21 protein-coding genes are annotated in these 21,752 nt (G+C 72.2%); 20 read left to right on the plus strand and 1 reads right to left on the minus strand.

The window, feature by feature from the left end; genetic code table 11:
- The first annotated feature begins 635 nt into the window (after window positions 1-635).
- The 9 genes from GA0070560_RS18170 to GA0070560_RS18210 all read left to right on the plus strand — a co-directional run bounded on the left by GA0070560_RS18170 (window position 636) and on the right by GA0070560_RS18210 (window position 11,331).
- A complete protein-coding gene (locus GA0070560_RS18170) occupies window positions 636-1,049 on the plus strand; it encodes a pilin (RefSeq protein WP_091298935.1) in 414 nt (137 codons plus the stop codon).
- A gap of 2 nt (window positions 1,050-1,051) precedes the next feature.
- Window positions 1,052-1,966, plus strand: coding sequence for a TrbL/VirB6 family protein (locus GA0070560_RS18175; protein WP_091298939.1), 915 nt, complete (start codon window positions 1,052-1,054; stop codon window positions 1,964-1,966).
- Complete coding sequence (locus tag GA0070560_RS18180; protein WP_091298942.1) at window positions 1,963-2,925, plus strand: PrgI family protein; 963 nt, start codon at window positions 1,963-1,965, stop codon at window positions 2,923-2,925. The genes GA0070560_RS18175 and GA0070560_RS18180 overlap by 4 nt, the downstream gene beginning before the upstream one ends.
- Window positions 2,922-4,739, plus strand: coding sequence for a VirB4 family type IV secretion system protein (locus GA0070560_RS18185; RefSeq protein ID WP_425412670.1), 1,818 nt, complete (start codon window positions 2,922-2,924; stop codon window positions 4,737-4,739). Before GA0070560_RS18180 ends, GA0070560_RS18185 begins: the two co-directional genes overlap by 4 nt.
- Window positions 4,740-4,801: 62 nt before the next feature.
- Window positions 4,802-7,246, plus strand: a complete 2,445-nt coding sequence (locus GA0070560_RS18190; RefSeq protein WP_425412677.1) for a helicase HerA domain-containing protein — start codon at window positions 4,802-4,804, stop codon at window positions 7,244-7,246.
- A 375-nt stretch (window positions 7,247-7,621) separates the two neighbouring features.
- Window positions 7,622-8,461 carry a replication-relaxation family protein gene (locus tag GA0070560_RS18195; RefSeq protein WP_091299248.1) on the plus strand — a complete coding sequence of 280 codons (840 nt, stop codon included), beginning with the start codon at window positions 7,622-7,624 and terminating at the stop codon, window positions 8,459-8,461.
- Between the two features lie 479 nt (window positions 8,462-8,940).
- Window positions 8,941-9,753 carry a hypothetical protein gene (locus GA0070560_RS18200; RefSeq protein WP_170839466.1) on the plus strand — a complete coding sequence of 271 codons (813 nt, stop codon included), beginning with the start codon at window positions 8,941-8,943 and terminating at the stop codon, window positions 9,751-9,753.
- A 418-nt stretch (window positions 9,754-10,171) separates the two neighbouring features.
- On the plus strand, window positions 10,172-11,017 hold the full coding sequence (locus GA0070560_RS18205) for a hypothetical protein (RefSeq protein WP_091298945.1): 846 nt from the start codon (window positions 10,172-10,174) through the stop codon (window positions 11,015-11,017).
- Entirely contained in the window at window positions 11,014-11,331 is a 318-nt protein-coding gene (locus GA0070560_RS18210) for a hypothetical protein (protein WP_091298948.1), read from the plus strand. Before GA0070560_RS18205 ends, GA0070560_RS18210 begins: the two co-directional genes overlap by 4 nt.
- 158 nt (window positions 11,332-11,489) lie before the next feature.
- Here the strand turns inward: GA0070560_RS18210 and GA0070560_RS30080 are convergent, their stop codons facing one another.
- Window positions 11,490-11,804, minus strand: a complete 315-nt coding sequence (locus tag GA0070560_RS30080) for a hypothetical protein (protein ID WP_425412671.1) — start codon at window positions 11,802-11,804, stop codon at window positions 11,490-11,492.
- 139 nt (window positions 11,805-11,943) lie between these two features.
- On the opposite strand from GA0070560_RS30080, the gene GA0070560_RS18215 reads away from it, so the two are divergent.
- From GA0070560_RS18215 to GA0070560_RS18260, 11 genes are all read left to right on the plus strand, one after another.
- A complete protein-coding gene (locus GA0070560_RS18215; RefSeq protein ID WP_425412672.1) occupies window positions 11,944-12,714 on the plus strand; it encodes a Rossmann-fold NAD(P)-binding domain-containing protein in 771 nt (256 codons plus the stop codon).
- Window positions 12,715-12,746: 32 nt separating this feature from the next.
- Window positions 12,747-13,097, plus strand: a complete 351-nt coding sequence (locus GA0070560_RS18220; protein WP_091298951.1) for a histone-like nucleoid-structuring protein Lsr2 — start codon at window positions 12,747-12,749, stop codon at window positions 13,095-13,097.
- Between the two features lie 176 nt (window positions 13,098-13,273).
- The gene (locus tag GA0070560_RS18225; RefSeq protein ID WP_091298954.1) at window positions 13,274-14,269 is read left to right on the plus strand and encodes a MarR family winged helix-turn-helix transcriptional regulator; all 996 of its coding nucleotides are present in this window, start codon (window positions 13,274-13,276) and stop codon (window positions 14,267-14,269) included.
- A gap of 94 nt (window positions 14,270-14,363) precedes the next feature.
- Window positions 14,364-15,011, plus strand: a complete 648-nt coding sequence (locus tag GA0070560_RS18230; RefSeq protein ID WP_091298956.1) for a GGDEF domain-containing protein — start codon at window positions 14,364-14,366, stop codon at window positions 15,009-15,011.
- 244 nt (window positions 15,012-15,255) lie between these two features.
- Window positions 15,256-15,903, plus strand: coding sequence for a hypothetical protein (locus GA0070560_RS28250; RefSeq protein WP_139131522.1), 648 nt, complete (start codon window positions 15,256-15,258; stop codon window positions 15,901-15,903).
- A 287-nt stretch (window positions 15,904-16,190) separates the two neighbouring features.
- A complete protein-coding gene (locus GA0070560_RS18235) occupies window positions 16,191-16,628 on the plus strand; it encodes a hypothetical protein (protein ID WP_245675582.1) in 438 nt (145 codons plus the stop codon).
- Between the two features lie 22 nt (window positions 16,629-16,650).
- The gene (locus GA0070560_RS18240) at window positions 16,651-17,688 is read left to right on the plus strand and encodes a hypothetical protein (RefSeq protein ID WP_091298959.1); all 1,038 of its coding nucleotides are present in this window, start codon (window positions 16,651-16,653) and stop codon (window positions 17,686-17,688) included.
- A 112-nt stretch (window positions 17,689-17,800) separates the two neighbouring features.
- Window positions 17,801-18,883, plus strand: a complete 1,083-nt coding sequence (locus tag GA0070560_RS18245) for a M23 family metallopeptidase (protein WP_091298962.1) — start codon at window positions 17,801-17,803, stop codon at window positions 18,881-18,883.
- Between the two features lie 99 nt (window positions 18,884-18,982).
- Window positions 18,983-19,651, plus strand: a complete 669-nt coding sequence (locus GA0070560_RS18250; protein WP_091298965.1) for a hypothetical protein — start codon at window positions 18,983-18,985, stop codon at window positions 19,649-19,651.
- A 77-nt stretch (window positions 19,652-19,728) separates the two neighbouring features.
- Window positions 19,729-20,826 carry a DUF4314 domain-containing protein gene (locus tag GA0070560_RS18255; RefSeq protein ID WP_091299256.1) on the plus strand — a complete coding sequence of 366 codons (1,098 nt, stop codon included), beginning with the start codon at window positions 19,729-19,731 and terminating at the stop codon, window positions 20,824-20,826.
- A 104-nt stretch (window positions 20,827-20,930) separates the two neighbouring features.
- A complete protein-coding gene (locus GA0070560_RS18260; protein WP_091298969.1) occupies window positions 20,931-21,413 on the plus strand; it encodes a hypothetical protein in 483 nt (160 codons plus the stop codon).
- Window positions 21,414-21,752: the final 339 nt, after the last annotated feature.

Genomic DNA, 21,752 nt, shown 5'->3' on the forward strand with positions numbered 1-21,752 from the left:
TCCCGCAGGCTCTCCGGTCGCGGGCCCGACCATCTGGTCGGGCCCGCGAGCGCGTGCGACGAACCCGCCACTTCTCACCGCTGCGACCGGCCCAACCCCGGTACGGGGAGACCCGCCGTGGCCGCTGCCAAGCGGGCCTAACGGATCTCCCACGGATCTGACAGCGGCGCCGACGGGGTGTTGATTCGGCAGCTGTGAGATTCCGCGCCGACGCCGACGGCGAGGCCCGCCACCAGCGGCATGATCGTCGGACAGGCCGCTGACCAGGGCTGTCAGAGGCCTGTGAGGTCGTGTCGGAGCGCCGTGGGATCGGCAGGTGTTCGCCACAGCTCACAAACGCCGGTTTGAGGGTGCGGAATTCCTCCGACGCCACCACGGCGTCACGCAAGGGGTTGATTCCGCCCGCCGCCGGGCCGGGAGGCCGGGTCGGCACGGGACCGGGTGCCTCGGGTGCCGCGCCACGTTGATGCGCTGACACCTCATCGATCATCGCCAACCCGAACGGGAGGACGAGCTCCTCCCGAGGTTCACCCCGGTTCCCGGCCGACGTGTCTTTCCCGAGCCCGGCGGCGGCTATCCGCCCACCGTTTCGACGAATCGCCCCGGCGCGAGCCGGGGCGGGAGGTGCAGCCATCATGTTCCGCCCGCTGTTGGCACGTTCCCGTGCCCTGACCACCGCCCTCTCCCACGCACCGATGACGACCCGCGCGCTTCGCCTCGTCGCCCGGGTCGCCGCACCCGCCGCGGCTGTCCTCGGGATGCTGACCGTGCCCGCCGCCGCTTACGCCGACCCCGGCGGCCCGGTCGTCTTGGCCGCCAACGACCTGCCCACCGTCATCGCCAACCTGCAGACCTGGGTGATGGGCATCCTGGCCGCCGTCGCCACCCTGTTCCTGGTCCTAGCCGGCGTGTACTGGGCCACCGCCGGCGGCGACCCGGCCCAGGTCGACAAGGCCAAGGGCGCACTGAAGAACGCCCTGATCGGCTATGGCCTGGCCGTGCTCGCGCCCATCCTGCTGGAGGTCGTCCAGGGAATCGTCGGAGGCTGACGATGGCCTGGGCGCTCAACCAGATTCTCGACTGGTTCGCCGGCCTGCTGCTGGACTGTCTGAACGGGCTCATCACCGCGATCACCCGCGCGCTGTTGATCACCCCGGACGTGACCAGCCTGCCGCAGGTGCAGGCGCTGACCGGGCGGTCGATCTGGGTCGTCGACACAGTCTTCGTCCTGGTGTTCGTCGCCGCCGGTGTCCTGACCATGGTCGCCGGCGGCGACGAACGCGCCCGCTACACCGCCAAGGATCTCCTGCCGCGGTGCGTTGTCGGGTTCGTCACCGCCCACTTCTCCCAACTGATCGCCGGCAAGCTCATCGAGTTCGCCAACGCGTTCACCACCGCACTGACCGCGCAGGACTTCAACGGCGACGGGGCCCTCGACGCCGTCAAGACCCACCTGATGGCCGCGCGTGACCAGACCGCCGGTCTGCTGTTCGTCGTCTGCCTGGCGATCATCGTGTTCCTGCTCGCCGCCACCGCCTGCAGTGTGATTGTCCGCTTCGCGGTCGCGTTGGTGCTCACTGCGGTCGCACCGATCGCGTTGGCGTGCCACGCCCTGCCGCAGACCGACCCGGTCGCCCGCATGTGGTGGCGGTCGTACGTCGCCATGCTGGCCATCCCGGTGGTGCAGGCGTTCGTGCTGTTCGCCGGCCAGTGGATGCTGCTGGACACCAGCACCATGCTGCCGCTGCTTGGCCTGCCGGTCGAACCGGGTGGTGTGCTCAACCTGTTCGTCGTGATGGTCCTGCTGTGGACCACGGTCAAGGTGCCGGGTCTGATGCGCCGCTACGCCACCAGCGGCGCAGGCGGGCGTGGCGGCAACGCGTTCGGCGCGGTCGTGCGGGTCGTCGTGGTGCAGCAACTCACCCGTGGGCTGCGCATTCCCGGCCTTGGGGCGGTGCGCCGATGAGCCGCGACCGGCGCGACGAACAGGCCGTCACCGCCCGCATGCCCGCCGACGTGGACGCGCCGGACAAGGTGCTCTACGGGCTGACGTTCCGGCAACTGGCGATCTTGGCGGTGGCCGCCGTCGTCTTCTACGGCGGCTGGAAGGCCCTGCACACCGTCGTGCCCGCGCCGGTGCTGCTCGGCGCAGCCGTCGTCCTCGGCGGCCTGGTGTTCGGCCTCGCTGTCGGCCGCCGCGACGGACTGCCCATGGACATCTGGCTGGCCTCCGCGGTGCGCCACGTCCGGGCGCCACGCGCGTTGTCCACCACCGACACCACCGCGAGGACACCCGACTGGGTGCAGGCCCCGGCGGCGAAGGTGATGCTTCCGGCGCCGCTGAAACTGCCCGCCGACGCCATCGACGAACACGGCGAGATCAGCCTCGGGGCGGTGAAGGCGGCGATGGTCGCGGCAACCAGCGTCAACCTCGCTCTGCGCACCGTCGACGAGCAGGCCGCCCTGGTCGACACCTTCGGCCGGTGGCTCAACAGCCTGTCCACGCCGACACAGATCGTCGTGTCGGCGCAGCCGGTCGACCTGCACTCCGCAGCCCGCACCCTCGCCCAGGCGGCGGAAGAGATGCCGCACCCGGCTCTCGCCGACGCGGCGGCCGACCACGCCCGGTTCCTCGACGACCTCGCCGAACGGCGGGACCCACTGCGCCGGCAGGTCCTCATCGTCACCCGCACCAACAGCGGCGAGCGTGGCGAGCACGCCGCCCGACGCCGCGCCGACCAGACGGTCCGGTCGCTGTCCGGGCTGGGCGTCACCACCCGCGCCTTGGACGGCCACGCCACAACCACGGCCTTGGCCGCCGCGGCCGACCCTTACCGGCCGCCTCGCCCCGGCGGACTGGCCGCCCCGCACACCATCATCACCGCGCCTCCGGCGAGGAGGCCGCGCACGAGGAGGACATCGTGATCTCCGCCAGGCGCCGACGCGCCCCGCACGACGACAATCCAGGTGCCAGCCTGCCGTCGGCAGGACTGGCGGCGACGGTGGCGCCAGCCTCGGTGGAGGTGACGCCGCGGTTCCTGCGGGTCGGCGACGGCTACGCCGCCACCCTGGTGGTGACCGGCTACCCGGCCGAGGTCGGGCCGGCGTGGCTGGAGCCGCTGCTGTCCTGGCCGGGCCGGCTGGACCTGGCCCTGCACATCGACCCGATCCCCGCGCCGGTGGCCGCATCGCGGCTGCGTAACCAGCGGGCCCGGTTCGAGTCGTCCCGGCGGGCGGACGAGCAGAGGGGCAAGCTGGCCGACCCGTACGTGGAGGCCGCCGCCGACGACGCGGCCGACCTCGCCGAACGCCTCGCCCGCGGGGCGGCGAAGCTGTTCCGCGTCGGCCTGTACCTGACCGTGCACGCCCGCACCGAGGCCGAACTCCTCGACGCGTGCGCGCAGGTGAAGGCCGCCGCGGCCTCCACCCTGATCGAGGTGCAGCCCGCGACGTGGCGGCACCTTCCCGGCTGGACCACCACCCTGCCCTTGGCCACGGACAGCCTGCAGATGCGCCGCACCATGGACACCCAGGCCTTGGCCGCCGCGTTTCCTCTCGCGTCGGCGGACCTGCCCGCACCGCTGCCCGGCGACCCGGCCACCACCGGTGGGGTGCTGTACGGGGTCAACCCGGACTCCCAGGGCATCGTCTGGTGGGACCGGTGGGCGCAGGAGAACCACAACAGCGTCGTCCTCGCCCGCTCCGGCGCCGGCAAGTCCTACTTCGTCAAGCTCGACGTGCTCCGCAACCTGTACCAGGGGGTGCAGGTCGCCGTCGTCGACCCCGAGGACGAGTACCTGCGCCTCGCCGACGCGGTCGGCGGCAGCATCGTGCGACTCGGCGCACCCGGCATGAAGATCAACCCCCTGGATCTGCCGGCCGGGGACACCCGCCCGGACGTGCTCACCCGCCGCGGGCTGTTTCTGCACACCCTCATCTCGGTGCTGCTGGGGCAGCTGCCGCCGCCCGCCGAGCGCGCCGCCCTCGACCGGGCGATCCTCGCCGTCTACCGGCAGGCGGGCATCACCGCCGACCCGGCCACCCACCACCGGCCCGCGCCACTGCTGAAGGATCTGGTCGCGACACTGCGGGCCGACGACAATGCCGCCGCCCACGAGTTGGCCGCCCGGCTGGCACCGTGGGTGGCTGGCTCGTTCTCCGACCTGTTCGACTCACCGACCACGACCCGCCCGGACGGGCATTTGGTCGTCTGGAGCCTGCGGCACCTGCCGGACGAACTGCGCACCGTCGGCACGCTGCTCGCACTCGACTCGATCTGGCGGTCAGTAGACGCACCCGGTCGGGCCCATCTGACCACCCGCCGCCTCGTCGTGGTGGACGAGGCGTGGCTGCTGATGCGCGACGGTGAAGGCGCCCGGTTCCTGTTCAAGATGTCCAAGGCCGGCCGGAAGCGCAACGCTGGCCTGTCTGTCATCACCCAGGACGTCGCCGACGTGCTCGGCACCGACCTCGGCCAAGCCGTCGTGTCGAACGCGGCCACGCAGGTGCTGCTCAAGCAGGCCCCGCAGGCCATCGGCCAAGTCGCCGACGCGTTCGGCCTGACCGCCGGCGAACGGCGGATGCTGCTGTCGGCCCGCGTCGGGCACGGCCTGCTGATATCCGGCACGAACCGGACCGCGTTCGAGTCGATCTCCTCGCAGGCCGAACACCTTCTCGCGACCACGAAGCCGTCCGACCTCGCCGACCTCGACCCCGACGACGCAGAGGAGGATCTGTGACACCACTGCCTGCCCTATCGCCGACGCCGGCGTCCGGCCCTTCCGGGCCGGGCGCCGGGGTCATTCCCCCGCCGAGCGCGCCCACGCGCTGGGTTCTGCACGCCGCGCAGTGGGCGGTGGACCGGCCGTGGCTACTCGGCGTCGCCGCCGCCCTGCTCGTCGCCTATGTCGCCGGGCGCAACCTGCTCGACGGGTGGCGGCACCGCCGCCACACCGACGGCGCCCGCCTCGTCACCGTCGCCCCACCGCCGGAGGTCGACCCGCACAGCGCCGCCGCGCTGTGGGCGAACCTGCACGGCACCCTCACCCCGTCCCGCCGACGCCGGCTGCTCTACGGCAGCCCGCACGTGGTGTGGCAGTACACCTGGACCGGCCGCCAGCTCCTCATCTCCATCTGGGTGCCCGGCAGCGTGCCGCACGGGGCGGTCGAGGCCGCCGTGCGGGCCGCCTGGCCCGGCGCCGCCTGCACCACCGACGACCAGGCACCACCGCCGATCCCACTGGACGTGCCGGCCGCCGTCGGCGGGCACCTGCTGCCGACCGCGGCCGAGTGGCTGCCGTTCGAAACCGACCACGACAACGACCCGCTTCGAGCACTCATGTCGGCCGGGTCGCAGCTCAAACCGGACGAGTACGCCTGCGTGCAGGTCCTCGCCCGCCCCGCCACCCCCCGCCGGGCCGCACGAGCCCGCCGCGCCGCCGGCCGGCTCCGCGACGGCAAGACCGCCGTACCGGCCATCAATCCCGCCGCCCCACTCCTGTGGCTCATCGAGGCGTTCCTACCTGGCCGCCCCACCACCCGCAGCGGCGGCCAGCCGGCCGGCCGCCGGGACCCCGGCGTGGAGCGAGACGTGCGGGCGATCCTCGACAAGACCGCCCACCCGCTATGGACGACCGGCATCCGCTACGCCATCGCGAAAAACAACCACCGCGGCGGGTCCCGGCCGGAGGCCAGGCTGCGCGGTGTCGCGGACGCGGTCGCCTCGTCGTTCGCCGTCTACGCCGGCCGCAACCGGCTCGCCCACCGGGCGCGTATGGCGCAACCGGTGGCCGTGCTGGCCACACGGCGGCTCGGATCCGGGTTCCTGGCCTCCACCCCCGAGCTGGCCGTCCTCGCCGCCCTGCCGCGGGATCTGGCCGTGCCGGGGCTGGACCGGGCGCGGGCGAAGTCCATGCCCGCCCCGGTGGCGGTGCCGACCGGCGGCCGCGGAATGAAGGTCCTCGGCGACGCCGAAGTCGGTGGCCACGCGGTGGCCCTGTCCGTCGCCGATGCGAGGTATCACATGCATGTGGTCGGATCGACGGGCTCCGGGAAGACGACCCTGCTGGTCAACATGGCCGTCGAGGACATCACCGCCGGGCGGGGCACCGTGGTCATCGACCCGCACGGCGACATGGTCCTCGACATCCTCGACCGGCTCCCCGCCAGCGTCGCCGGCCGAGTGGTGCTGTTCGACCCCGACCAGCCCAACCCGCCCACCCTCAACCCGCTATCCGGGAACGACCCGGACCTGGTCGTCGACAACCTCGTCAGCATCTTCGGGAACATCTTCGCCAAGGCGTGGGGGCCGCGGATGGACGACGTCATGCGGGTGGCCTGCCTGACACTGCTGCGGCACGCCAACGTCACCCTCCAACACATCCCACCCCTGCTCAACTCGGCGCAGTTCCGGTCGGCGATGACCGTTGGCCTGGACGATCCGGCCGGCCTGTCCGGGTTCTGGCAGTGGTACGACGACCTCAACCCCGCCCTGCGCTCACAGGTCATCGGCCCCGTCCTCGCGAGGTTGCGGGCGTTCCTACTGCGGGACTTCGTCAAGCGCACCATGCGCTACCCCCGTTCCAGCTTCGACATGGGCAAAGTCCTCGACGGTGGGGCGCTGCTGGTACGCATCCCAAAGGGGCAGTTGGGCGAGGACACCAGCAAGCTGCTCGGCTCCCTCGTTCTGGCGCAGGTCTGGCAGGCCGCGACCGCCCGCGCCGCCGTGCCGGCGGACAAACGCCGCGACGCCACGTTGATCATCGACGAATGTCAGAACTTCCTCACCCTCGCCAACTCCCTCGACTCGATGTTGGCGGAGGCGCGGAAGTACCGGCTGTCGATGGTCCTCGCTCACCAGGACCTGGCACAGTTCCCGAAGGACCTCCTGGCAGCCGCGTCGGCGAACGCCCGCAACAAGCTGTACTTCTCCGTCGCCCCGGAGGACGCCCGCGTCCTGGCGAGGCACACCCTGCCCGAGCTCGATGAGCACGACCTGACGCACCTGGACGCCTACACCGCCGCCGGCCGCCTCGTCGTCGGCGGGCGGCAAACACCGGCGTTCACCCTCAAGACCCGCCCGCCGAAGCCGGTCGTGGGCGAGGCGACGGCAATCCGGCAGGCCGCCGCGCAGGCGGTGCCGGCGCAGGACACCAGCGCGATCGACGACCTCGTCGACCGGTTCTCGGCCCGCCCCGACGACAACCGCCGGTCCCGGGGCAAGAGCGGTCCGAAGGCGAACACCTGAACGCCGCAGGACGGTTGAAGCGAGATCGACAGATCGGTCGACCGAGGTCGACCGCGTCCCGGTCACCCCTTCCGTGAGGGCTTCACCAGCCCTTCACCACCGATCACCACACCGCACTGACAGATCCGGCCGTCCGGGTCTGTCAGTGCCGCTCACCGGCCGTGTCCAGCCTCCGGTGACCACCTCACCGAACTCAGACACCCTCCCTCGGAGGGAACTCCTCTTCCGCTTGGAGCATCCACCGTGCCCACCAACAACTCCGAATCCCGCTCGGCTTCTGCCTCTTCCTCCGCCTCTTCGCCTGGTTCCCGTTCCTCGTCTCGTCTCGCTCGTCTTGACCGGCTTCGTCGCCTTACCGCCCGTGATCATCAGCTGCTGCGGTTGCTCGCCGAGCACTACGTGCTGTCCACCGACCAGATCACCACGGCGCTGTTCTCGTCGCGTCGCTCGGCCCGGCTCCGACTCGCCCAGTTGCACCAGATGGAGGCGGTCAGCCGGTTCGTCGACGTCACCACCGGCAGCGGCCAGTACCTCTACACCCTCGGACCGCTCGGCGCCGTGGTCCACCCCACCCAGTTCAACGACCCGAACCACGCCGACGCCCGCGCCCCACGCACCAGCATCGACCGCACCGAACGCATCATCGGCAGCCGCCGCCTGCCCCACCTGCTCGGCACCAACCAGCTGTTCATCGACCTCATCAGCTACGCCCGCACCGACGAACACGCCCGGCTGTCGCGGTGGTGGTCCGAACAGCACACCACCGCCGCCTTCGCCGCCGCCTCCTACGCCGCCGGCAGCGGCACTGGTGTCCAGCCCGACGGGCACGGCATCTGGCACGCCGGAGGGCGCACCGTCGGGTTCTTCCTCGAACACGACAATGGCACCGAACCCCTCGGTACCGTGCTGCGGAAGCTGCGCGCCTACGAGCAGCTGGCCATCTACGGGCCTCGGTACCCGGTGCTGCTGCGCGTCCCCGGTCGCCGCCGCGAACAGCACCTCCTCGACGCCCTCGCCGGAGTGCCCACCGCCATGCCGGTCGCCACCGGCCTCCACGGCGAGCACCCCGCCGGGCCTGCCTGGACGCTGACCACCGACCCCGGGCCGCGACGCTGGCTGCACGAACTGCCCTCCGACCACGGCCCGGACAACCCGGCCACCAACCCGCACCGCTTCCGCGACACCGACCTCAGCGGCCCCGACCCGGAGCCCTGACATTCACCTTCAACGCACGCGGAGGGGAGCCGTCCACCGTCGTGGGCGGCTGTGAGACCGACCGGATCTCACAGTCCCGCCGTCCCTCACCCGCGGAATCGAGCGGTCGTCTGACAGTGCAGGTCAACGGCACTACTGACGATCATGCCGGCGGCCGGCGCTGACAGATCCGGCCGCTACCTTCATCGGCACCACCTTCACCCATATATCGCTCCACCCGGTCCGGTCCCACCTCGGGAACCACCGCCGCACCTCACGGTGCGCTCCGCCCACCCGCCCTTGTCGGCCGGTCGGCGCCCGCGCCGCGCGGCGACCCCCAGGTCGCACCGCACCACCCGCACCACCCCGCACCATCCCGCTCCACCAGCAGCGACTCTGCTGCACCCGTCCCTGTTCGTCCCGTGAGTCGACCCATGTACCCGGTGGGCCGGCCACTTCCGCGCGCCCAACAGCGCGCCCAACCGAAGGAGGAACCCCTCATGACCGCAACCAACGGTGCCGCGACTCCGCTGAGCCGCTACGGCACCCGCGTGCCGACGGTGACGCCCCGCCCGGGCCGCAAGCCCGCCCCCGCGGCCACCACCGCCAGCACCACGGCGCCCACCAGCCCGGTGGTCACGCCGACCGCGACGATCAACACCATGATCGTCTGCCTGCCCGACGGCCTGCCGTCGCAGGCCCTGACCGCCACCCAGCTCGACCGGCACTTCGGCGTGTCCGGCACCCTGCAGCCCCGCTTCTGGGCCACCCCGGACATGTGGCTGTGGCAGCGCGGCCAGCTGGTCGCACCGCGCAAGGGACGTCCGGTGTACTGCGCCGGCGGACCGGTCAAGCTGCTCGACCTCGCCGCCATGCGTCACGCCGCCGGCGTCGGCGCCGGCATCCGCCACCAACTGTGGCAGCAGGTCGTGCACGGCACCCGGCCGGCCACCCCGTGGCCGACCCTGCTGGCCCGCCACCTGGCGGACCCCGCCCGCTACCCGCGCGAGCGGGCCGAGGCGGACTTCCACAACCAGCCCCGCGTCAACGCGATGCGGATGCACAACGCGGCCAGCTACGGCGCCGCCCACCTCGCCGTGGGGGAGCTGGAGATGTTCCAGGCAGGCCCGATGGCCTACCAGCACTACAGCGCCACCACCGCCGTGTGCGGCGACGCCCTGCTCACGCCGGACGGGCACAAGTTCGCACCCGCGAGCGACGCCCTCACCCACCGGGTGACCTACCTCGAGCAGGCGACCCGGTACCTCGACACCATCGAGGCCGACCAGCGGCTGCTCGCCGTCGCCCTGTAGCACCACCGGATCTGGAACCGGTCGGGCACTGCCACCCATCCCTCTTCCCTGGGATCGGCGGCGGCCCGACCGGCTCCACCCCAATTGCACCCGCGCCGCGCTGCGCACCAGCAGCAGACGCGAGCTCTGCAGCCGCGTCCCTGAGCGTCCCGGCCCTGCGACGCACACACCCTCCGCGACGAGTGCGGCCACACCCCCACACGACATTGACCACAACCTGAACCACGCCCGCCTGCACTACATCCGACCCGCTCCTGCGGGCCATCCGCCGTACCCACGGGGGGCCAAAGCGGCGTGGCGTGGACCCACTGCCGGCCCCGTATGGCACCCGCCCGGCGCCCCGGGCTGGGGCTCCCTGCAAGCCCGGCCGGCGAACGGCCGACCTTTCCCTCTTCCCCTATCAGGAGGTTCCTTCGCCATGTCCGACCGACTGTGGTTCCGCGTCGACGACGTCCTGCCCCTCGCCGAACACGCCGCCGCCACCCGCGCACACCTGAAGACCCGGCAGCAGTACCGGGCCGGTGTCCCGGACCAGGCCGCGCTCATCTGGTCCCACGACACCGACGGGGACTGGTTGTCCTCCAACGGGATCCCCCGCTGGTACAACGCCGACGGCGCCGACCACCGGGCCCTCGCCGAAACCTGGACCCACACCGCCACCGGCGCCACCGGCAACCCGGTCCCCGCCGACGACGGGCACGGATTCCTGCCCCTGCACACCGACCACGTCGATGGCCGGCGGGACCTGCTCGACCTGCTCCGCTACGCCCGCCACCACGGGCTGCACTGGTTCGGGCTGCACCCGGACCCGGCGAGCGACGACACCAACGACCGCTACCGCATCTCCCGCCACCGCGGCGACATCACCCCACCGCTGTCCACCTGGACCCCGGCGGCCGTCACCTGCGACGTGGTCGGCGGCGGCGCCTACCGCGCCATGGTCGCCCCCGGCTACACCACCCTCACCCACAGCGGGGTGCTGTGCCGCTTCCCCCGGTTCTCGGTGCAGCGAATGGCCGCCCACCTCGACGGCCTCTACCCCGGTGACATGCCCGGGGAGCACCCCCGGCTGCGGTTCGACGGCGACGAGGTCGCCGTCGAGTGGGAGAACGACGACGGCCTGGACAGTCGCTGGGTCGAGGACGACCGGGTCACCCCGGACGCCAACCGCTGCTACGCCATCGGCGCCTACCAGTGGCCCTGGACCCTCGTCGCCTCCGAGGCGACCTCCCGCGCCGCCGACCCGAAGGACCGGTCGCAGTGATCGTCGACGAGGTGTTCCACCAGGGCGGCCCTGGCAGCTACGAGCTGACCCGGGTGCACCACACCGACGGGTACGTCCTGCGGGTCCGGGTCTACCGCGACAGCTACGCCAAGCAGAGCACGGCGGTCGCCGAGGTTCTCACCCCGCTGTTCACCTGGACGATCATCGCGAGCAGCCCCGGTGGCGGCTGGCACCGCACGACCCCGACCGCTTCATCGGACGCGGCGCCGCTGGCCCCGGTCGCCGACGAGGTGCTGCAGCGGGCGCGGCGGATCCTTCCCGTGCCGCCGCCGTTCACCACGCCCGGCCGGTAACCCGCCAAGGCCACCTTCCCGCGCTGCTCTGCCCGTCCGGTCGCACCTCGCGCACCAGCGGACGCAGCCCGGCGCCGCGTCTTCCGAGCCTCTATCCGCCCGCCGCACCACGGCGGCTGATCAGCGTGTCCGCGGCCCACCGCCGCTGACGCGCCTTCTCACTGGCACGACCTGGCCGATGCCCGGCCACCCGCGCACTCGCGCAGACCCGGGCACGGCCGTGCCCGGGTTCCCACCCCGCAGAAGGGAACCTCATGACATCCACCAGCAGGCCCCGCATCGCCGCCGTCGGCGGCAGTATCACCGGCCCGGTCACCGCGTTGCTGTTGCTGCACGCCGGATTCGACGATGTCACCGTCTTTGAGGCGGCGCCGGCGTCCGCGCCCCTGGGCGGCGGCCTCATCGGCCTGGAACACCCCGCCCTCGACGTGCTCGACCGCCTCGGCATCCCGCAGACCGAGGTCGTCGCCCACGACTCCGAGGCCATCGTCCAGATGACCATCCGCGACCGCCAGCCGGCCGAGACGCACCTACCCGGGGCGGAACACCACCTGGACGCTGCTGCACCAGGCGCTGACCCGCCGCCTTCCCGCCGGCGTCCTGCACACCGGCATGAAGGTCACCGCCCTGACCGAGCAGGCCGGCCAGCCGGTGCTGCGGTTCCGCGACGGCCACACCGCACTCGCCGACCTGGTCGTGTTCGCCGACGGCCGGTCCTCCACCGGCCGCCGGCTGCTGGATCCCGACCGGACCCTGCGGTACGCCGGCTACGTCGCTCACCGCGGCATCGCCGACATCACCCCCCAGCCCGGGCTGCGGGACTTCCTGCGGCTGCAGCCCTGCCCGGGCGTGCAGTTCAACCTCGCCCCGGTACCCGGCGGCTGCGACTGGACCTTCTACCTCAACTGCACCAGCAGCGAGTACACGCAGCGGTTCGGCGCCGACCCCACCCGCCGGGTATTCGCCCTGCCCCGGCACGTCAGCCCCGCCGCCCGCGCCCACGTCGACACCCACGCCGACCTGCTCCTGCCGGTCGCCCACGCCGCCATCGTGCACGCCACCACCACCCGGATGGCGGTACCGGTCCTCGACATCACCGCACCGCAGCGCATGGTCTGGCCGATTGGAACTGGTCACGCCGTGCTGCTCGGCGACGCCCTCGCCCCCGTCCGCCCGCACACCGCCCGCGGCGCCAACAACGGCATCGAGCAGGCCGCCGGCCTCGCTGCCGCCCTCACCCAGCACCGCAAGTACGCCGCCGACCTCACCGCTGCCCTGCACGGCTGGCAACGCCGACACCTGCCCGCCGCCGTCGCCGCCGTGCACCGCGGGCCCGTCATCGGCAACCAACTCGGCCTCGGCACCCACCAACCCGCCCAGTAACCCACCCCTCGAAGAAAGGAGGTGGCCCTCTCATGGCCACCAAGACCACCGCGATCCTCGTCGACGACCTCGACGGCTCCACCGAAGACGTCGCCACCTACCAGTTCGCCTTCAACGGCGTCACCTACGAGATCGACCTGTCCGCCGGCAACTTCGGCCGGATGGCCGCCGCGTTCGGCCCGTTCATCACGGCCGGACGGCGCCTGCCGAAACAGCCCCGGGCACCACGGCGGCAGCACGGCACCGCGACCGGCCGCACCCAGAGCCAGGAGATCCGCACCTGGTGGTGGACCGTCAACTGGCAGGAGCTGAACCTGCCCCGGCCACGAACCGGGGGCGTCATCCCCGCCGCGGTGCGCGACGCCTACCACGCCGCCCACTGACCCCGATCCCCGATGCCGCCCGGCGAGCGATCGCCGGGCGGCACACCTGTGCGCGTCGCCGGAGTCCCGCACTCCGGGCAGATGACTTGATCAATGCCTGATCCGAAGCGTGCATCAGTGCACGCGCCTCACTCACCGACCCCTGCCGACGGCAGGAGAAAGGGGGCCACGCGCCCATGACCAGCACCCCCACCAACACGACCACCGATACGGCCGCGACAGCGCCACTGACACCCAGCGTCGCGAAGGTCCTTGCCGCGCTGCACCGCCTCGGCGAGGCCACCGCCGCCACCATTGCCACCGAAGCCGGCCTCGGCTACTCCACCACCACCCCGAAACTGCGCGCCCTGGAAACCGCGGGACTGGCCGAGCCCACCCGAAGCGACACCGGCCGCAGCCTGTGGCGGCTGACCGACACCGGCCGCGCGCACGCCGAACAGGGGCATCACGGCCCGACCGCACCGGAGCCCGCCACCCGCGACACCGACACACCCGGCACCGCAGCGGAACACGGACCGCGCGGCGACGACACGCAGGAAGCCGGAGAGGCTGCCGGGCAGGACCACGACCAGCGGCCAGCCGCCGAGGTTCCCACCGACGGACAGCCGGACGCCGCCCAGGAGTCGGCATCGCCGGCTCCTGGTGATGCCGACGCGGCACCCGATGCGGCCGCTGAAGCCGAGGACACCGAAACCGAGCACGGCGACGACAGCGACCGCTCGACTGCCGAACCCGAGGTGCCGGTCACGACCGGCGACACCGACCAGGTCACAGGACCGACGCCCGCCGCAGACGAGGCGGACGCCCGACCAGCCACACCGGACAGTGTCCCTGCCGGCACGGCCACCGACAGCACTACGGGCGAACCCGCTGCGGAAGCACCCGCCCCGCCGGCCACGGAGGCGGTGGGCGAGGCGGCACAGGCCCCTACCCGGCGGGCGTCGGGCACCCTGCGCGGCGCGATCCTCGACATCCTCGAGGCCAACCCCGGCCAGCAGTACAAGGTCAGCGAACTGTGCAAGCTGGTCGACCGGGCCAACGAGGGAACCGGCGCGAAGAAGGCCAGCGCGGGCGCGGTCCACAACGCCGCGGTGAAGCTCGTCGGGACCGGGCGGGCGGTCCTGGCCGCCGAGAAACCCGCCACGTTCGCCCTCGCCGACTCCACCGCCTGAACGACCCCGCCAGCCGGTAGCCCGGGGGCGGGCGTCGAACTTCCCGGAACCACGCCCGCCCCCGGTGCTCCTTCACTCACAAGGAGCTCTCGAAGTGTCTCCCATCGTGACCTCGATCGTCACCGCCGTCGGGGGAATCCTCGCCGGTCTCGCCCTCGCCGCAGCGCTGCTGTGGCGCCAGCAGCAGGCGCTGACCCGCGCCCGCTACGCCGCCGACCACGACGACACCACCGGCCTGCCCAACCGGCGGGCCCTGCTCGCTGCCCTCACCAGCGCCACACGCGCAGATGCCCCGTTCGGGCTCGTCCTGCTCGACCTCGACGGCTTCAAAGCCGTCAACGACACCTTCGGCCACGAAGCCGGCAACGACGTCCTCACCGAGGTCGGTCGGCGGCTGGCCACCATACGTGGGCCGGTGCGGCTCGCCGCGCGGTTGTCGGGCGACGAGTTCGCCCTGCTGGTCGCCGGCGGCCCCGACGACGTCGCCGCCGCCGCCCGCGCCGCCTGGCGGGCGGTCGGCCGTCACCCCGTCGACCTCGGCACGCACGCGGTGGCCGTGCGCGCCAGCGTCGGGCACACCACCGCCGCCCTCGGCGTCGGCCCGCGCACCCTGCTGCACCAGGCCGACATCGCCATGTACCAGGCCAAACAAACCGGAGCCGGGGTCCATGGAGCCACCGCCACCACCGGCCACACCGGACCGCCGCCGGGTACCCGCCTGCGGGACCTGCGCCGCCGCTGACCGCTCACGGACACACCAAGTGGGCCTCGCGCCCGTCGACGCGCGCGAGGCCCACCCCACCCGCGTACGTCGCGACCCCGCGCAGACCACCTGACCAGCAAGCCCACACCACAGCAACTACCAGTAATAGTTGACCAATGCGTCGGCCGGAGCCGGTTCGACAGACGCTGACTCTGAGGATCCGCTGGCCACCCCTGGCCCGAGCAGAGGTCTGCCGTGCGAGTTACCAGAAAGGTGATAGCCCATGGCACGTTCACCCCGGACACCACAGCAGACGGGCGTGGCGATCACTGCCCGGAGTCTCCATCGCGTATGGCTGGCCGATCGCGGCATCCGGGAGATGGAGGGCTGGCTCCATGAGGAGTCCTTCACAGCTATTCTGCTCGCCGCACTCCTCGACCCGGACACCTGCGACGTCATCACGGACCTACTACTCGCAGAAACACCCTCGAAAACATTGAGAGATCGGGGACCGCTCACGCTGCACAGTGCCCCGAAGCCTGTCATGGATCTCGTACTCGGCTTCGGCGGACTCGAACGCGCGGCAATAGTGATCGAGGCGAAGCGGTTCTACTCGCCATCTAACTGGTGCCTGTCGGCGCGAGGTGAGTGGCTGCCTCAAACGGACGTTGCCGTTGAGGATGCTAATGAACCCGATCCGCCCGGCTGGCTGTGGGGAATCCAGGCTGGCCAAGTCCACGACTTCGTGCTGCTGGATCCGTTCTCCAGACCAGTCAGCACGCTGTTCCCGAACGGCCGACACAACCACCGCTGGCGCACGGTTGGCTACTCCGAACTAGGTGTCGGTCTACGAACAGCGCATGACCGAGGTGTCCGCGGACTTACACCGCTGATCGCCTCCCTATGGGCCGACTCCGACCACCAATTCTGACCTGCCGGGCACCAGGCATCCACAACCCCGCCAAGTCTCGGCGCGGCCTCACCCGGGCATGCAAGACACAATCCGGCATTAAAGCCAGCTTCCTCTGACGGGCAGAGCCGCTGTGTTGGGCGGTCCCGTCCTGCCCGCCCAACAGGACTTGACCTTCTTTGAAAGATGAGCGTCGATCAGCGCTGGTCGTCGTCCGTCGTCCGGACACCAGCATTCCCGAGGGCTCCGACGCGAGTCGGGCGGCGACCGCGCATGCCCGCGATCCGCCGACCGAAGGGCCACCCGCCATGGCACACCCCGCACATCCCAAGGGCCGCAGCCGGCGCCCCAGCGACCGCACCGCCGTCCCGGACGACGTCACTGACCGGCTCCTGTGGGCCCTCGCGGTCGACGTCGCCGCCGCCCACCAACTCGGACCCGACGGCGCCTGCACGAACCTGCAGTGCCGTGGGCAGGACGGCCCCTGCTGGGCGCTGCGCACCGCTCTCCGCGCCGAACAACAAGCCCGCAGCGCACCCACCACCCTCGCCCCGGCGCCCCCGCCGCGCCCGGCCGGGGTCGCACGGGGACGCGCCCCCGTTCCCGCCGCGCCGCGTCGCTTCACCGGCTGGTTCACCCCCGCCTGCCCGCCGGCACCCCTGGTGCGGCCCGCGCCCGTACCGGACGCGGTGCCGCCGGAATCCCGCGTCTACCGGCGTCCACCCGTGGCGGCGTTGGCCGCCTGAGTACGCACCCTGGAGGCAACTAGTGAACTTCCTACCGAACGACACACTCGCCGGCTACGCCCGCACCGCCGTCGACCTGCGTGCCCGCATGGTCGACTACCACCGAAGCCCGCTCGCGGCGCAGTACCTGCGGGCGTTCTTCGGCAGCCGCCTGGCCAACCACCCCAGTCCCAGCCCAGCGGGCATGGCGAAGGTCCTCACTGCGGTGCGCGCCATCACCGCCAACCCGTGGCGATTCGGCGAGCCGTACGTCATCGCCCCCGCGATGACCGCGATCATCGCCGCCGCCGCGGCGGCCCTCGACCTGACCGGCGAGGTGCTCCCCGCCGACATCGCCCCCGACGACGGCGGGGTGCTGTTCCTCCCCGAACCGATCTACCACCGCAGCCTCAGCGGCGAGGTGTCCTCGATCGGGGCGATCACCTGGGCCCGTACCACCAACACCAGCAGCGGCCGGTCCTTCTGGGCCATCGCCGGCTGGGCCGACCACCGCGACCCGCACGACCCGGCGGCCGTCCGGCGTCGGGCGCAACTTGCTGACCGGCCCGACCTCGCCCGCCAGTTCGGCCCCTACGTGCTGACCGACTTCACCGAGATCCCCATCGGTCAGCCCGTCGACCCCCGCCCCGACCTGCCGGTCCTCGAGGGAGACGACCGCGACTGGGAACCGGCGCCCGACGGCAGGTTCTGCATCGACGAGACCACCACCCCGATGCGCGCCTGCGCCGCTATCGCCTATGCCTTTTGGCGCATCCAGGCCCAACCCCTCGCGACCGTCGCCGCCGCCCCCCTGGACCGCGCGGCGCGCCGCCGCGCCGTGCGCGCCAGCATCCGCCACGACACCCGCGTGGTCATGCTGCGCCGCACCAGCCCCCTCGCCGAGCCGACCGGCGGGGAACCCAAGTGGCACTACCGGGTGCGGTTCGTCGTCCGCGGCCACTGGCGACGCCTCATCGACCGCGACGGCCACCCGTACCGCATCTGGATCAACGCCCACATCAAAGGCCCCGACGGGGCGCCCCTGCTGCACGGCGAGAAAGTCGCCGTCCTCGCCCGCTGATTCCCGTACCCGCCCGAAGGCCGCGCGACGCCTCTGCAGGCCCGCGCGGCCTTCGCCGTCCCCGCGCCCCACCCGCCCGCCGCCCCGCCCTGCCTTGAAGGAGTGACCAGTCATGACCATCCGCGTGCTGTCCTGGATCGCCATCGTGGTCGCCGGCGTCCTGCTGCTGTGCTCCGGGCTGGCCACCACCCTGCTCTTCAGCGGCGACGCCGGTGCCTGCGGTATGCCCGCCAGCGTCACGGCCACCGCGTCGTCGGCGGCGCTCAGCCCTGCTCCGGACGGGATCGCTCCGATCGGTGACTGGAACGCCGAGCAGGTGGGCAACGCCGCCACCATCACCGCCGTCGGCATGCGCCTCGGCGTCCCACCCCGCGGCTGGGTCATCGCCGTGGCCACCGCGATGCAGGAATCCTCCCTGATCAACACCCCGGGTGGGGACCGCGACTCGGTCGGCCTGTTCCAACAGCGACCCTCCCAAGGCTGGGGCACCCCCGAACAGTTGCACGATCCCCAGTACGCGGCGACGAAGTTCTACCAGAGGCTGCAGGCCGTCGACGGCTGGCAGGCGATGCCGCTCACCGAGGCCGCCCAGGCCGTGCAGGTCAGCGCCTTCCCCGACGCCTACGCGAAGTGGGAGGGACCGGCCACCCAACTGGTCACCGCGATCGCCGACACCGCCGGCCTGCCCACCGACGGCCTGGCCGGGTGCGGGGCCAGCGGCCCGTGGACGCAGCCGGTCCTCGCCCCTGTCGGGTCGGGGTTCCGTACCGGTGACCGGCCGGGCCACGACGGCGTCGACCTGAGCGCCCCGCGCGGCACCGTCATCCGCGCGGCGTCCGCCGGGACCGTCCGCACCGTCCGCTGCAACGCCGTCCACGCCGACACCGGCGCTGAATGGGGCTGCGACCGCGACGGCGACCCCGTTCTCACGCGCGGCTGCGGCTGGTACGTCGACATCGACCACGCCGGTGGGCTGCTCACCCGCTACTGCCACATGGACCAGCCGCCGATGGTGACGGTTGGGCAGCCGGTCGCCGCCGGCCAGCCCATCGGCGTCGTCGGCTCCACCGGCCACAGCTCCGGCCCGCACCTGCACTACGAATTGCACCACAACGGCGATGCCAGCCCGAACGGCGCGATCGACCCGGTGCCCTTCATGGCGGCTCAGAACGCCCCGCTCGGCACAAGGCCCTAGAGGCGATGCCGGCGGATCCATGGCACCCAAGCTCGGCGGTCGTCCCGCCCGGGACGACCGCCGCAACCCCATCCACACATTTCTGAGGAGGAAAGGCACGTGAGCACACCCACGCTGATCGGCGTTGCCGCGTTCCGCGGCAGGTACACCGCCCGCTACATCCAGTTCGGCGAGAAACCGGAGATCCTGGTGCCGCTGCTGCGCCGGATCTGGACCGACACGTTCGGCCGCGACACCGACGCCATGGCCGCCGCGCTGCTGGCCCGCAACTGGTGGTCCCTTGCCATCAACCCCAAGCCCCGGCGCTGGGACCGGCAGCCGCCCGTGCCCGGACTGGGCTACCCGATCGTCACCGAGGACAACACGATCCGGCGGGGCTCGCTGCGGGAGAACCTCGACGGGTTCGTCGAGTGGCTGTATCTGCTGCACCTCGACCAGCGGCGGCTGGTGGTGTACGAGGCGACGGTCCACGGCCGCTGGCTGCGGCACAGCGCCCACCACCTCGACCCGGTCGAGGACCTGTTCGTCACCACACCCGCCCTCGACGGCGGCCCGGAGATGACGGTGTGCACCGTCTGCGGCGCGGTCGACGAGATCGACCACGTCGAGGTGCCGTCCATGGCCGGCTACGGCTACGACACCGCCACCAGCTGCACCCGCTGCGGCTCCTCGGTCGCCACCGACCCGATGTTCGGCGACCACCTCGTCCGCAAGCCCTGGCCGCCGCAGCAGCCCGCCACCGGTGATGCGACGGGCAGCGCCAGGTGAACACCGACCACATGCCCGCGCCGGCCGCCGATGACGGCCGCCCTTCCACCGACCCCGACGACCGATCGGAGATCATCATGACCAGCTATAAGGCCGGCCAGCGTGTCGCCCTGGTCCACACCAGCGACCCGCACACCCTGCTGCGCCCCGGAGACACCGGCACCGTCCGCCGCCACGACCAGCGGCACAACGTCGTCGAGGTCACCTGGGACAGCGGCTCGACACTGTCGATGTGCCTCGACGCCGGCGACCGCATCGCACCGGTCACCACCACCCCGCCTCGCCCCGGCGGCCTGGTCGGCGAGGCCACCGGATGGGCCGCCGCACTGCAGCGGATGCGCGCCGCCGGCACCGAGGCCGGACGCACCGCCGCAGAATGGTGGGCGCAGGACACCATCGGCGCCCCCGCCGGCGGCGACACCCGTCGTGCCGCGCGCCGGATCCTGGCCGGCATTGACGACGGCGATCCCGCCGTCCTCGACGCCCTGCCCCACTTCTCCGCAGCGGGAGAGTCGGTCGACATCGCCGGGTGGGAGCTGTTCGCCGACGCCACCAGCGACACCACGGGCTGGTTCGGGCTGCGCCTCCAGCAGCGCGACGAGGCGATGGCCGTCTACCGCGACGCCTACGACACCGCCGCCACCAACCGCGTCGCTGACCTGTGTCACCTCGCGGCCAGCCCCACCGGCCGCGACGTGTCCCACTTGCACCCCGACCGGGTCCGTATCGGCGACGTCGGCGTGTTCGCAGGCGACTGGGCACGCACCACCGGCCCCGACGGCGACGACCGGATCGAGGTCGGGTTCGTCGGCACCCTGATCGACCACTGGAACGGGTGGGCGGTGTTCTCCTGCACCCGCCCGGTGGCCGAGGCGATCGTCGCCGACCAGCAGCGCCACCGCGACCAGCACCGCCAGAGCCTCCGGGACGAGGGCGTGCCGCTCGACGACCTGGACCGGCGGGTCGACGCGGAACTGGCCGACCTGTCCTTCGACGGCGACGTCATCGTCGCCGACCAGCGCGCCCTGTCCGACGACCCGGACGCCATCGACCGCATCACCCCCGACGGCGACGGCCGGTACGTGGTGATGGGCCGCAGCTGGTGCTGGGAGGCCGTCGACCCGTACGCCTGCGACCGGATCGTCGGCGACCTGCCCGACCCCGACCAGGCATAGGCCGGCACCCCCAACCAGACCGCGCCGCGCCTGCCGAGGCTGAGCCGAATTCGGCGGCGGCATCCGACACCCCACGACGGGTAAGACCACCAGGAAGGAAACAAGTGACCATCCGTACCCAAGAGGAGATCGTCACCCGGATCTGGGCTCTGCGGGCCGACCGCGGGGACATCTTCGGCTTCCGCGAGGAGATGCTCGTGGAGGCACTCGACCTCGACCACGCCCGCCAGGTCATCGCCCCCCGACACCCAGGCGAGTGGACCCAGCGGGTCGACCAGGAGACCTACGCCCGGGACTACCTGCGATTCGCCGTCGGGAAGATCCTCGACCACCGCGGCAACTCGGCGAGCCGGTCGGTGGACAAGCTCCGCGAACTCGCCTGGCTCCTCGGCCGCGACGACATCGTGGCGGCGATGGACCACGCCGGCTACCCGATGTACGGGGCGCCCAAGGTCAAGGCGTTCGCCGACGGGTTCGGCTGGCCGTTCCTCGACGACCTCGACGGCGACGACAGGCTGGCCCTGGCCCGGATGGCCGAGGGACAGCAGTGCGACCCGCAGGGCTGCGAACGGGGCTGCGCCGACTGACCACGACCGCGCCGCCAGCATCGCTGTCGGCCCTCACGTTGCACGCGTAGTCAGCCGGCGCTCCCTCGATCCCGCACCCGCGCACCCATTCGACTTGATCGATTGGGTTGGCGGGGGTTGCATCGTCGGCGCCGACAGCGCCCGCGCGGCCTCGACACCGACCAGCACGCACCAGCGGCGACCCGACGTGTCGCCGTAACCCTTCAGCACCACCGGGTGTGGTCGCCCACCTGCCCGGCCCGAAACGGGCCGGCAGGGGTTGGCCCCACCCGTCTCCGCTGTGCGGTACCCACCGCCCGCGCACCCGGAGACGGGTGCGCGGGCCCGACCCTTGAAATC

It is taken from the genome of Micromonospora halophytica (assembly GCF_900090245.1).
Classification (GTDB): domain Bacteria; phylum Actinomycetota; class Actinomycetes; order Mycobacteriales; family Micromonosporaceae; genus Micromonospora; species Micromonospora halophytica.